The 13,817-nt window shown below is 38.8% G+C and carries 9 protein-coding genes, 1 pseudogene and 1 CRISPR repeat array; of the genes and pseudogenes, 4 read left to right on the top strand and 6 right to left on the bottom strand.

Annotated features, from left to right (window positions below; genetic code table 11):
• The first annotated feature begins 39 nt into the window (after positions 1 to 39).
• Positions 40 to 258 (top strand): UPF0175 family protein, encoded by a 219-nt coding sequence (locus ACYRY3_RS18690; protein ID WP_460203104.1) that lies wholly within the window; start codon positions 40 to 42, stop codon positions 256 to 258.
• Positions 259 to 363: 105 nt separating this feature from the next.
• Here the strand turns inward: ACYRY3_RS18690 and ACYRY3_RS18685 are convergent, their stop codons facing one another.
• From ACYRY3_RS18685 to ACYRY3_RS18665, 5 genes are all read right to left on the bottom strand, one after another.
• Entirely contained in the window at positions 364 to 681 is a 318-nt protein-coding gene (locus ACYRY3_RS18685; RefSeq protein WP_460203103.1) for a type II toxin-antitoxin system RelE/ParE family toxin, read from the bottom strand.
• Entirely contained in the window at positions 678 to 935 is a 258-nt protein-coding gene (locus ACYRY3_RS18680) for a type II toxin-antitoxin system ParD family antitoxin (protein WP_460203102.1), read from the bottom strand. Before ACYRY3_RS18680 ends, ACYRY3_RS18685 begins: the two co-directional genes overlap by 4 nt.
• A gap of 82 nt (positions 936 to 1,017) precedes the next feature.
• Positions 1,018 to 1,494: a CRISPR direct-repeat array (repeat unit 37 nt; unit sequence GTTTCAGTCCCGTTACCGGGAATCGCTACGTTTCAAG).
• A 125-nt stretch (positions 1,495 to 1,619) separates the two neighbouring features.
• The gene (locus ACYRY3_RS18675) at positions 1,620 to 2,831 is read right to left on the bottom strand and encodes a TniQ family protein (protein WP_460203101.1); all 1,212 of its coding nucleotides are present in this window, start codon (positions 2,829 to 2,831) and stop codon (positions 1,620 to 1,622) included.
• On the bottom strand, positions 2,821 to 4,005 hold the full coding sequence (locus ACYRY3_RS18670) for an ATP-binding protein (RefSeq protein ID WP_460203100.1): 1,185 nt from the start codon (positions 4,003 to 4,005) through the stop codon (positions 2,821 to 2,823). The genes ACYRY3_RS18675 and ACYRY3_RS18670 overlap by 11 nt, the downstream gene beginning before the upstream one ends.
• Positions 4,005 to 4,985, bottom strand: a complete 981-nt coding sequence (locus tag ACYRY3_RS18665; RefSeq protein ID WP_460203099.1) for a Mu transposase C-terminal domain-containing protein — start codon at positions 4,983 to 4,985, stop codon at positions 4,005 to 4,007. Before ACYRY3_RS18665 ends, ACYRY3_RS18670 begins: the two co-directional genes overlap by 1 nt.
• 802 nt (positions 4,986 to 5,787) lie before the next feature.
• On the opposite strand from ACYRY3_RS18665, the pseudogene ACYRY3_RS18660 reads away from it, so the two are divergent.
• Together ACYRY3_RS18660 and rpmB are read left to right on the top strand one after the other, a co-directional pair.
• Positions 5,788 to 6,396: pseudogene (locus ACYRY3_RS18660) on the top strand (molecular chaperone HtpG); the annotation flags it as partial.
• Between the two features lie 222 nt (positions 6,397 to 6,618).
• Positions 6,619 to 6,855 carry a 50S ribosomal protein L28 gene (gene rpmB, locus ACYRY3_RS18655; protein ID WP_460203098.1) on the top strand — a complete coding sequence of 79 codons (237 nt, stop codon included), beginning with the start codon at positions 6,619 to 6,621 and terminating at the stop codon, positions 6,853 to 6,855.
• Between the two features lie 209 nt (positions 6,856 to 7,064).
• Here the strand turns inward: rpmB and ACYRY3_RS18650 are convergent, their stop codons facing one another.
• Positions 7,065 to 7,832 carry a class I SAM-dependent methyltransferase gene (locus tag ACYRY3_RS18650; RefSeq protein ID WP_460203097.1) on the bottom strand — a complete coding sequence of 256 codons (768 nt, stop codon included), beginning with the start codon at positions 7,830 to 7,832 and terminating at the stop codon, positions 7,065 to 7,067.
• A gap of 1,037 nt (positions 7,833 to 8,869) precedes the next feature.
• Here ACYRY3_RS18650 and hpsA point away from each other — a divergent pair.
• Positions 8,870 to 13,759, top strand: a complete 4,890-nt coding sequence (hpsA, locus tag ACYRY3_RS18645) for a hormogonium polysaccharide biosynthesis protein HpsA (RefSeq protein ID WP_460203096.1) — start codon at positions 8,870 to 8,872, stop codon at positions 13,757 to 13,759.
• The last annotated feature ends 58 nt before the right edge of the window (positions 13,760 to 13,817 follow it).

Below are 13,817 nucleotides of genomic sequence, written 5' to 3'. Positions count from 1 at the left end.
TGGAGTTTTAGATAAGGTTTATAAAGAGAAACTAAAAAGATGAACGCATTAGAGGTAAAACTTCCGCCGAATATTAGTGTTGAAGAAGCACGACTGCTGTTGATGGTTAAACTGTTTGAAACAGGAAAATTAACGGTTGGACAAGCAGCAGAAATGGCAGGTTATTCTAAACCTACTTTTATTGAATTACTTGGTAAATTAAGTGTTCCCGTGATTGACTATCCTCCTGAAGAATTAGAGAAGGAGATGAACTTTTGACCACAGAAGCGGTTACGAATAGCACCTGTTTAATTGGACTAGAACGCATTGGGTAGTTGAAATGGTATGGGTTCAAACGATAATGTAGAGCGTCTCTATTCCTTGTTATTCTTCCTCAAAAATAGCTGAAATATTTCGTGCTGCATGAATTACCCGTACCACCTCGACATACTCATCAGTATACAGGTAAAAAATCAGGTACCTTTCAAAACCCTTTACAGCCCACCTCCGCATATCAACCAAGCGGGAATTGATAGATTTGCATGAGCTACCAATCCCAGGAGTTTTTGCCAACTGGGAAAAAGTTAACCTGATTGCATCAAAAAACTTTAATGCTGCATCATAATTATCTTGAGCAATATAAGCAAACAATTCATCAATATCTTCGCTTGCTTTTGGCGTAATAATAATACGTCGTGTCATTTATTTTTTTGTGGAAAACGTTGCATAATTTGAGCGCGTTTTTGTTCCCACCATTCATCTGTCACCTCAATCGGTTCTCCACTATCTAAACCCTCTAACAACATTACTTCTAACTTTTTTTCTTCAGCCTTTTTCTGAGCTTGACGAATTAAATCGCGAATATACTCACTGGCGGTACTGTAACCACCCTTGGCTACTTCCTCATCAATAAAAGCTCGCATTGCTTCAGGCAAAGAGATGTTCAGCGTTGTCATTGGCTATTGACCTTGGCTACGTTTATTTAAGTATGACAAAATTTGCCAATATATGCCAAATATCAAGCCTGACATGAATTTTACGGCAGTCCCGTTACCGGGAATCGCTACGTTTCAAGAGAAGAATTTATCATCATAGCTTCAGCCTCAGGAATAGTTTCAGTCCCGTTACCGGGAATCGCTACGTTTCAAGTTAATCGAGAGAAAAGAAGAATATGACGACTTCGATGTTTCAGTCCCGTTACCGGGAATCGCTACGTTTCAAGAAGGTGGTCACATTCAAAAATCTCAAAGGCGAAGTGCGGTTTCAGTCCCGTTACCGGGAATCGCTACGTTTCAAGGGATAATAGGAAAGCCTTTATTTTCTCATTTAAGTTTCAGTCCCGTTACCGGGAATCGCTACGTTTCAAGCCAAAGAATTATTAGAAGAAGATGTAGAAATTAGATCGTTTCAGTCCCGTTACCGGGAATCGCTACGTTTCAAGTTTTAGATGTTGGATGCGGTTATGGGAGAAAACTGATGTTTCAGTCCCGTTACCGGGAATCGCTACGTTTCAAGTCAAAACTTCTTGTTACTTGAACCATGAGATGGCAGTTACTGCCACGATGTGCTTCCACAAGGGTACTGCCACGATGTGCTTCCAGATAGAGGAGAAAGTATAAAAGTAGGGAAGATAGTAAATATTATACACGAGGTTTAAAAGAAGACTTGTTGTGTAATTTATAACGTGCAGAGATTTGGCGACACAAATCGGGGAAGTGTCGGTACAAATCGGCTGGGTCATAGCCAATTTTAAATGCAAGTTGTTTTAAAGATTGGGGTGGGCTTGATTCTTGATGTAGCTCTAAAAATTCTCGGACTTTGTCAGCATCAAATGAGCGATTAGTTTTAGAGTATTGTTCGGAGAGAGGTAACTCTTTTAAAACTATAGGGTGCTCAATTTTCAGCCGACCTAAATAGATATCAATTAAAGAAATTGAGAGTCGGTAACACACACGTAAAATCAAATTGAGTTGGGGTAATGCTTTACCAATACGCCAATCTCTAGGAACAGTTAAACTTAAATACATTTCTTGTGCAAAAGCTTTGGCATTACCAAGAGTAGCAACTTCAATACACTGATTGATAGCGGGAGCGACTGATTCTCGACTGGGGGATTCAATCAAATAGACAGCTTGAGCAATTAGTTCTCCAACTTGTTGTGCAACAAAATTTTGCCATTCTACATCTTGGTTATGATATAATTGCGACTCAAGGGTTGAACAACTTGTGCCTAACCAAGAATGACATCTACAACAAAATCCACTTTTAGTATTCCATGCTAACAGATAAACATTTTGACCACAATTGGGGCAATAATTCATTAAAGGATATTGATGTATAGGACAAATTTTAACAGCTGAGACACACCAAATTAATGGTTCGTAAAGCGGCATTCCTTTCTGGCTCCATTCCGAATAACATAACGGACACCAAGCTTTGTATTTACGCAGCAAATTTCTGGTTGGCAAAACTTTTGACCAAGGCATTAATGTTAAATATTTTAAAGTGGGTTGTTTAGTCAGCTTTTGTAAAACTAATAGAGGTTCAAGTGCCATAGTTCCAGTTCCATTCCATGCACCTGTCTGGTTAAAAAAAATATGGAAAAATACCTGTGACAAACTATCTGGATTTGGTCCTTGATAACGGCTAATTTTAGGAGCTAATTCTTGAGCAAGTAAAACTCCTGTGGGGACTTGGTGAGTGGCAGCTAAACGTGTTATGTAACTGGTAAAACTTTCAGTTAATGGTGTTCCTAGCAATAGTGGTGGTAACGGATACAAATGGCTACGCTGTGGTATATTTCTTTGTTGAGGATACCAATGGGATTGTAGATTAAATTGATTATCCTGCATTTTCACCACCTCCAACAATATCCCTATTTAGATTTCGTTCACCAGGACGGCGTTTGTTGTTTTTAATTTTCTTTGACGAAGTCGATGAATAATTATCACCTGGTTTAGCTTGAATAGTTGTATTTTGAAGAGAATTAATTTCTAATCCTAAAGATGAGCGAAGTTTTTCTACTTGACTTTCACTTGAAAGGAAAATATTCTCGCCCTCAATTGCTTCAGTTAACATCCGCATAGATTTAGATATGGCTGGTGCATAAGTTTGTAAATGCTTTTCATTTAAAGAATTTGACGATTCAGATAAAGCTTTTCTCAATGATTGTGTTAACCAATCTTTAACTATTCCTACACAACCAATACTACGTTCATAAAAATAATCCCAACGCTTTTCCAAATCAGGAGTTTCAGGTAAAGGCATAGCGATGGAAAAACTTTTTAACACTCGTTGAAAATCTTTTAGATCTTCTGGATTTTCACATTTGTAGCGAGGAAAGTGGATATCTATACTTCTTCGACTGAGTTGACCACTCAAATTTCTTAACTGTAATAGCTCGTAGGTGCCAAATAGCCCATGTCTTGTTTCAGTGAAGCTAGCCATTGATTGAATTGCATCCATTTGGTCTTGTTGCTTTCGTCCAGATGCTATCTTTGCAAAACGCTGTGCTTCGTCAACTAAAAAAACTCTTAACCGTCTTTGTTTAAAAATCTGCTCCACATCTGCTCGTAAATCTGCCAGATTCGGCTTAACTTTTACTGTTTTTTGTTCGCTACCACTCCCATAAACTCTACTACTAGATGTTCTCACTTTATAATCAGCAAATGGTTCACTTAAAGCAATTAAAACACTTTTGTAATAACTTTTCCAATCAAATGAGCCACTGTCTGGAGAACGTGCTTCTACTCCTGCAATTGGAAGATATACTAAGTCTTGCATCATTAAAGCTTGATTCTGTTCCTCGATGATTTTCATCACTTGACCCAGCAAAGTTGTTTTCCCAACTCCTGTGGGACCAAATAAAAAAATTAATGATGCACCTCCGGGATTATTTACTGCATCTAAAAATTCTTCATAAGCTTTTTTTAAAAGTCTATGTACAACGGTAAAATTCGTAAAATAATTAATCTTATCAGCATCAGACGCCGTGAGTAATTCTCTGGACTCTGAGGTGGAATGCATTACCAAAACTCCTCGTATGGGTGAATTTCTTCTGTCATAATTTCTGGAAATTCTGGTTGTTTAATTGTTAGTTCTAACACCTGATTTTCCAGTTTTTGGATGAATCCTTGATTGACAAAACCGGGATTATATATTTCTTTTGCTTCTAGATCTTGCATTCTTTGTAGTAAAACTGTTTCTTGCTGTTCTGACTGATTTAAAAATTCTGCCAAACTAGAAGCTGTAACTACAAATTGTTTATTTGTAGAACTCTTTAGCTTACGTACTTCTTCAGATGCCATCATAATTTCTCTTTCCGAATGCCCTACTAAACTGCTATAGTGCTGTGAGATGCAACTCACCCACTGGTTTTTAACATAAGCGTAAGCAACCCCCATATCATATGGGTCATATCGTACAGCTACTTGAGTTTTTTCCACCTCTGGGCTACGGAAACTATTATGCCAGTAATAAATATTATTGATTTTTATGCCATTATTTGGTACTACTTTTGCAGTTCCTTTAGTTGTTGTTGGTAAAGTAAAAATTCTAAAATTCTCATCATATGGAATGATTTTGTGGCTACGTAATCCGGTTTTCACTAATCCATATTCAAAACATTCACGGGGGCTTTCATTCAACGCTTGATGTTCTTTCTTATCATAAAATTCATAAGCCCAGTCACACAAGTTTTGGTATAAACTACCCAATGTCCAAATCGCTAAGTTTTTCGGATTTACACTTTTAGTTACACCTCTAGGATGACGCATAATTTGTGTATTACCTTGAAGATTGTGAATGAACATCGTGTTGGCTGTACCAAAAATTCTCTCACATACTGAACCAAATCTTGGTTTGGCTCCAGGTCGAGTTTTTTTAGTACAAGAAAAAGCGGCTAACAACGTTTCAAAATAAACACTTTGAAATTCTTTTCCTCCGTCTACTACTAAAGTATTAGGAAAACGTCCATAACGACGAACGCATTCTCTTATCACCATCATGCAACTCCGGTAAGAAGGTGGGTCAAACGTTAAGTAAATTGCTAATATTCGTCGGGAGTAAGCATCTACGAGAAACGTTAACCAAGGACGACCAAGGTTTATTTTAGAGAAAGAACTGACTAACTCAATATCAAGTTGTGTATGATCTATATGGCAGATTTCAAATGGTCTTCGATGGTGGGGCACACCGTATTGATTGAACCATTGTATACTGCTGTGATGACAAACCTAGTGATGTATACCACTCGCTTAACTGAAATTCTGTCAACATTGCTACCTCGGTATACAATTTCTACCTTAATTGCATACTTCCATTCAAGCGAATATTTTGCCTTCAAAACTTAAGAAACGTTAATTTTCTTCTACTTACTGCCACGCACTGCTTCTATGAAAATTTGCTTTGCAATCGCTCAAACCCTTCTGTGTTACTATATCTAGCGCTTTTACCAGACCGATAAATTCTCATAGTTCCATCATGAAATTTTCCTCAACTCCATGCTTTTGTACTATTAAAGCGGGCTACTTTGGTATCTTAGTACTAATGCAGATGGCCTTTTTCGTTTTCAAATTAGTGTTCTCACAACCAAAGTCCGCTCAATGCTCTCTCTTGTAAAACCTTAAAACCATTCATATATCAAGGCTTTTGTGCTCTTGAAAATTTTTACATACTTACTGCCACGATTGTGGTTCCATTTTTCTACTTACTGCCATCCACTGCTTCCACTTTTTACGAATTGCCTTTTTGGCACAACCCATTAATCAGCATTTCGGGCTTTTTTACTGCCATCAACTGCTTCCACTTAAAAACCAAGGTTTGGAAGTCCTGTTTATGGACTCCTTCATCGACACCCACTTTATTAACTTCTTAGAGCGGGAATATAATGATGTCAAATTTACACGGGTAGATTCTGACTTAGATAACACCCTGCTGGATCAAGACAAAGATAAAGAGATTGTCGATCCAAAAACAAACAAAACTCGGAGCGAAACTGTCAAAGAGCTCTTCGAGAAAGCTCTCAACAAACCTAAGGTGAACATCCGCACCGAAGCTTTGAAAGCAGACGATCCCCAAGGGACACCACCAGCAATGGTGCTTTTGCCAGAAATTCTGCGCCGATTGCGGGAGATGAATGCTCTAATGCAGCAACAACAAGCAGAGTTTCCCGAAGACCATATTTTGCTGGTAAACACATCTCACCCGTTGATTCAAAATTTGGCGAGTCTCAGTCAAAGCAGTATTATTCAAGGGGAAGGTGAGTCACCTACCGGACAACTTGTGAAAATGATTTGCCAGCACATATACGATTTGGCACTGATGTCCCAGAAGGGCTTCGATGCTGAAGGAATGAAAGCTTTTGTTGAGCGTTCTAATGACGTGCTCACCAAGCTGACTCAAGAAGCTACAAAGTAGAATAACCCCAAGCCTTTCCCTACAACCAATGTAGAGACGCGCCATGGCGCGTCTCCAGACACCTAAAATTCTTACCCACAAATCTTTTATCAAGCTCTCCCTCATGTCCTGACAATCAGTCAGCCAGTGGCTCAAAAAGAAATAAGGACAAATTGCCACCGATTTGGCAGGCAATTTTATAAAATAGGAGATTGTGCCCAAAAGAAATCGGAGAACTTTGTTATGTCTCGTCGCTGTGAACTAACTGGTAAAAAGGCAAATAACGCCTTCGCAGTTTCCCACCCTCACCGCCGTACCAAACGCCTTCAGCAAGTTAACCTGCAAACCAAGCGTATTTGGTGGGAAGGAGGAAATCGTTGGGTGAAAATGCGTTTATCTACCACAGCCATCAAAACCCTGGATAAGAAAGGGTTGGAAGCAATGGCGAAAGAAGCTGGGATTGACCTTAACAAATACTAAGGCATTACCAACAAATAAATTATCCAATTTGTAGGATGGGCATCCCTGCCCACTCAAATAGACACAAGACATTTGGATATTGTGTTATTAGGAAACCCCTAATAGCTTGTGTATCAAAGCGTTGTAGTAACTGGAAGCTTTTTAACCCCCATTTACATGGGGGTTGAAATTTTTAAGTGAGGTTGCCAGAGCAATACCTGCACACAGCATTAAACAATTTTATTTGATGCATTATGTACCTGACGATTAAGAAGAATATTTTTTATTTTTTTGCCAAAATTTAACAATGTGTAAAAATCATTTTGAATAGCATGGCATCCGATGTAAGCCTCAAAATCATCTAGAGGTTTACGCTTCTCTGTGTAAGAAAACTCACCTTGAATTTTTTCATGCCATTTTGTTTGATTTTTAGTTGCAATACAAAATATATATACCGAAGCATTTTTATGACCGTTAAAACTTAGGTATAGTAAAGACATCCCGTTCTCCTCAAACATTCTTTTAATAGTTAAAGGAGTAAATCGCCAGTAATCTCCATATTCTGTGTGCATTTGTTGAAGAAATGGAACAACGAGAAGAACAATATCTCTACTTATTAAACATAAATTTTTAAAAGCAGTATTGAACTGGTAAATATGCTCTAAAACTGTATGATTAAAAACCACATCAAATTTATTTAAAAGTTCCTCTGGTATTTCATCTTCTAAATCCAAATAAATTTCATTAGTATAACCTTGCAATCCACATGCTTCAGTCTTGTAGTTTGTGATCGTGTAACTACTGGCATTTATAAAGTAGTCTTTGTATTTTCTACCCTCTTTGTCTCCATCTTGCCAACCACTAACATTGACAATATCACCAGAAAAAAAATGGGCAAATTTTTCTAGCTCTCTATTCGACCAGATTCTCGGAATCCAGTACTTTCTATCTATAAATATAGATGGTATTGTTCTAGTAATTTTTTTAACCTGTAACATTGTTATGTTCTCCATTGTTCTTCAACTGAGTTATTAACCTTTGCAATGTTTTTATTGTTTACTTCCTTCCCAACAGAAGACTAACTAAAAGTTTAGGTTGAACATGACTTGCCATTGAATGTCCGGCAAAACCCTACTTAGATAAATCAGTAATTTTAGAGTGGGAAGGAAGTAGCTTAGTGTCAAGAGCAAAATAGCTGGTAGTTAAAATTGCCGACTTTCTAAGCTGTAAGAGAAGTGATTGTTCAATCAATAACCTTCATACTAAGTGACGACAGCATGGCAATTTACTTACCTGTTTACGTACACTTAATGCTATTCAGTTTTAACTGACTATAAGGTTAGATGGCAATTGCTAATAAGCTGTTACACACTGAATTTACATATTTGCCCTAAGGACTGTTAGTAAGACGGTGAATGGTCGTGAGACCAGTTCTGTAGACAGTAATCCTTGCCTCTTTCTTTAGTACGCTTCGCTTTCGGGGCATAATATATGGCAGTAAGCCGAGCATGAGCTTTGCTCTTAACGTTTCCGCAAGAATATAGCTAAGGGAGTTGAGCGTGCCTTAGAAACTAAGACATCAGAAGGGTTGAAGAAATGTGAAGGTCATTAGCAGTCTCTTAACAGCACTTAGATCTCAGAAGTTTGATATGAATTTTTACCTGAGTGATATGTTTTCTTCAATAGATGGGTATTATAAGCTTACTCTGTCAGGTACTAATGTTTGATAAAGTCAGGTTCGGAAAGAATCAATTCCCACAAATTTAATATTAAGTTATGACACCATTATCTTTTTTCTGTATCAATTTGTTTGGCAAAAGCGGTATTTCCCGTAAGAAGTCGAAGAATTAGCAAATGGTATAACTTCAAATAGTTAGTTTGTCTCAAACTACTACTTTTATAAGTTCTGAAATTAGGGAGAAGGTAGTTTAATACTAAATCCCTTACTTTTTTCTACAAACTTTTATTAGTAGTTAAGAAGTCTCAACATTAAACAATCTCAAAGAGCCGGATCACACTTAGCAGGGAAATGGCTATGAAATCTAATAGCAAGTTAGTCAAAGCGATAAAACTCTTCTACCAAAACCTTTATAACCAATCTAACTCTACCATAAAATCCCAAAGATTATGGTTACTGCGAAGTTTCTTAATTACTAATAAACGCGCAGAGTCACTTAATGCTGGTTTTGTATTGCCAACAGTGGCAATGGTATCGCTAGTAGTTGTACTGCTAACAGTGGCTATTTTATTTCGGTCGTTTGAGCGCTCGAAAAATGCTAGTAACGTTCGTATTAATGAAGCCGTTCTTAATGCAGCTTCACCATCTCTTGAAAGAGCAAAAGCAAAAGTCGATCAGTTATTTAAAGACCCCAGATTACCTCGGTCTACACCCTCAGACTTCTCACTTTCCCAAGTCATTGCTGATAACATTAACCAATTTACATTTGGCGATGAGACTCAGTTAAAACTTGTTAGGGAATTCAACGGATCAACCAATATTCAAGACGAAGAAACTCTCAAAACAGCTTGGAAATATCCTACTGATACAGATAACAATGGGAAATTTGATACTTATACACTTTACGGTATTTATTTTAGAACTCCAACCACTGATAGACCCAGAGGTCCTTTAGAGGCAAGAGCACAACCGATGGATGAAGGCGCTGTTGGTAATCGATGCTCGAGCCCTATTGCTACCAGTGCTAACTTAGTAGGAACACAAGGTTGGTATAAAGTTGGCAGTAAACTAAAGCGAAGTATTTTTGTATATAGCACTAACGTACCTATAACCGAGATCGCAGGGCTAGATGCCAATAAATATGAGAAGTTTAATGGCAGTAAAGGCTTTGTGGCACTAGAATATCAGCAAGATCGAGAAAGGGTGCCTCTGAACAATAACGCAGTGCTCTATGAAAACGATCTAGAAGTTGCTCCTGGATTTGGTATCAACATAAATGGACGCATTTTCACCAATGGTAATTTGCTAACTAGAAAATCTGGCTTTGATATAAGATTTTATCTAGTTAGCAGCCCCAAATCTTGCTATTACACAGAAGAAAACAGTAAGGTCTTGGTTGCCGGTAACGTTATCAATAGCCGTATCAGTGAAAGTAGTGATGGTAGTGCTGTACAAGTAGATTTATTTGATAAATCCTATGATGTTAATGCTGCCAACCTAACTATTGCACAAGGCGAGATTAGCTCCACAAATAAGACCGTTCCTAGTAATGTTTATGGGACTACAGCAGCTTTCAACGATGAGGCATATTTCAAACGTCTCGATCGCTTAGTAGCAGCAACAAATGCGTCGTACCCTAATAATAGTGATTTGCCAGATGAAGTGCAACAAGAAATTAGGCGAAGTACTAGTTCTGATGCTACCTTAAGTCAGGCTCAAGCTCGTAACGAGCAATTGAGAATTTACTTCAAAAAGAGAACACGCCGTGTTCCTTATGCTGAAATCCCTGTTGGTGGTAATGCAGTAACATATACGGTCAACAGTGAAAATTACGACTTTGAAACCAACAGTCCCCTGACAGGAAGTGGTAACTCGCTGCGCCCAGTAGATGTATGGGTATTTCCTTTCGATCCTGCTAATGGTACTGATGCCAGTAAACACGCCAATATAGGCATTAAAGAAGTGAGTGGTGGCAATAAAATTTATCTACCAGCAACAGACCCAGCAATACAGACCACTGAGGGAAAAGAATCACGACTTGGAGATCGCGTTTTGGTCGGCAATAACCTACCTCAATATTGGTATGACACGACCAGAAACAAATTTGTGAGTTCAGAAACAGGACAGCCCATTTCTGGTAAGGAATGGGACAACAACACTAATCCACGCCAACGCTTTACTCAAGCTTATCAACTTGATGATTTAGGTAATACAGAGCGAGACGGTTTTTGGGAAAAATCAGCTACCCAACAACCTCAGGGTCCTTTGGATGTAGTTGGAGGTTTGCGAGTTATCACAGGAGCAGGAATTTACCTACCTAATGATTACGATCCAAGCAATCGCACTTTTACCAACTCTCAAAAAGTCGTTTGGTCAGATAGTATGCCAATGGGTGTGAGAACTCAAGCTCAGGGTTTGCCTCAAAACGAAACGCCTTATTTACAAATGCGAACTACAGTAGTTTATCACTACCAAGATGACCCATACGATCCTAAAGCTCCGACCAATTATCAAACCCCCATTGCCTGTGTCAGTAGCTATTACGACCCTACAAATGAAACAACCGCAATCAACCAAGATGGACTCATAGATGTTAGACAAAGAGCTACGACACCTGTTTCAAGCAGAGCCTTAGCATTGACAACTACTGTTGCTGCTGGTACAGAGGGTAAATCCAACAATGGTGTTGTATATGACCCTGGGACTTTGTCAGTTACAACTTATCGAACAGTGCTAGATTACCAAGCACAGTTAAAATACCCCAACGGGCGTTTAGTGAATGAACAACTCAAAAAGGCTTTAGCAAGAATCGATGCTGCTGAGTCTCTAACTCTTTCAGAACAATCAGCAATTGATTCTGCTATTTGCTCCTTGAAAATTTTGGATGGTAGTATTGGCTCTCCCACAGATACTGCCATTCCTCACGGCGCGATTATGGAAACTGCTTTTTTAGATCCAAGGCAGATTCAGGCAATTGATAAGCCTTCAAGTTCCAGAGCCTACGATTTAGATGTTGAACTGCGTCAGCCTTTAGAAATTCGTGCCACAATTTTAGATCTAGATTTGATACGCAGAAAATCTAAAAATTCTGGAGAGTTTTTACTGCCAAATAGTGGAATTATTTATGCTACTCGTGATGATGCATTACCAGATGATAGTGAACCTAATAACAGAGATGTAAGTAGTACCGACTTTAAACTAGATCCTACTCGCAAACCAAATGGAATCCTATTAATTAATGGTAGTGATTTGAGCCGCAATAGCGTATACAAGCCAGAAGAAAAAGGTTTAATTCTAGCTACTAATTTGCCAACATATATCCGAGGTAATTTTAACGTCCACACTCAGGAAGAGTTTACAGATATTTTATTAAAAACAGCAGCTTCCTGGGGGACTGACTTTTACAAACGTAAAGCTTTGAATCCTCAATTTGCTTGTCGTAAAAATCAATTTTCTAGTTGCGATACTGGTGAAACTTGGCGACCAGCATCTGTGATTGCTGATTCAATTACAATTTTGTCTGGTAATTTCCGCTTTGGTTTCCGCCAAGAGGGCGATTACGATCTAAGAGATAATTATGGGTACCACCCTATAGGCTATGACGTTGATGGTAGCGGTGGTTCTCTTGGAACAACACAGATATCCCTGAATGAAGCAGCTATTAGATACGATCTCAATAACAACGGTAATATAGATGGCGATGTCAATACTCTAAATGAAACTTCTATTGGTGTTGACATTGATGGTGATGGTCTTAAGACAAATACATCTGTCCCTATTACCGAGAGCAACATTACTGCGACCATAGCAGCAAGGCTTAATGGCTTCTGGGATAATAATTTCGTCACTAGCCGTCAATTTACTGATACTGATTACTCAACAAATCCCACAACTCCCCCCGCCGGTAGTTCTTACTTCAACAATTTTGTTACACCAATTCAGCGTCGGGTGACATTTTCAGAATATGTGATGGAAGTATGTCCCAAGCTAACAGTGACAGCTTGTCAACCTAATGACTGGGTGGTGGGATACGATCTAAATGGGGATACAAGCTTTAGTAACACAGAGCAAAACATTAAGGCTAATGATCTCGTTAAAGCATTGTCTGATGCTAGTATTACGTCAATACAGACTACTAGACTCTGGGCTGGTACTACAGCAACACCTGCGAAAGATCAACGCTATCCTCGTCGAATTGCATTTTTAAGATACCGTAGTGGTTTAACAGCCACAAACAGTGGTACTTCAATCATTCCCGTTTCTCCAGTCAACAACGCATTAATATTAGACTCTGACAAAACTCCTGTTCCTCTGGGAATATTTGATAACAGCGGCAATTTAGAAGTCAGATATTTTCCTTTTTCCAACACTTTAAAAATAGACGCTCGGGACTACTCTCCACATTCAAATACTAACCAACCTCGTACTCAAAGTAACAGCTTGTGGTTTAAAACATATAACAAGGACGGTAGTCCCAAAGATAGCTATAACTTTCAATATCCTTTATGGATTGAAAATCTCAGTACCTTAACTGGAACGAGGGCAACAGAACAGCCGATTTTAGCGCCAGTACTGCAAATTCACTATCCACTTACAACAAATACCGATACTGACGATTCCATTACTCTAACAGGGGATGAAGATGCAAGAAAATATGGCAACTGGATGCAAACTGCTACTGAGACGGAAACAAATCTCGTTTTCGCTCAAGGTGACACTCCAGGACGTCCAACAGAAAGCAATGGTGGTTTGGAAAACTTTGTACGTTACATAGAACGCTGGCAAAACGGACCAAATGATACCGATCTTATCAAGCATATAGCCTCTGGTGCATTCATTCAAATGAAACGCAGCGCCTATGCTACGGCACCTTTCTTGACTCTCACCAGTAATTTTGATAATCCAACGATTTTGAGAAATCGCCAAGGCTACAGACTGACTGTCAATCAAATTGGAACTTTAGGACGTACATCATTTTATGCAGCACCTAGACGTTTCTGGGGTTATGACGTAGCTTTACTAACTCAGTTGCCTGACTTGTTCTCTCAGCGCTTTTCTGCACCATCGGTAGGCGCTCCTAATGAGTTTTATAGAGAAGTCGGTCGAGATGATAATTGGGTGAAAACCTTGTTATGTGCCGCTCAGAAAGATACTGGCTATGATGATGCTCCTACTACCTACGGAACTGATTTCAAATACGCTCTTAGCCCAGATCAACGGCCACAAGACCTATGTCCTAAGCCTTAGTTGCCAACCAAGCTTGACTACAGATAAAAAACTCGTGTCATTTCATGACTAAAGCTAA

Source organism: Scytonema sp. NUACC21 (assembly GCF_054684315.1).
This window is presented reverse-complemented; position numbering and strand designations above follow the sequence as displayed.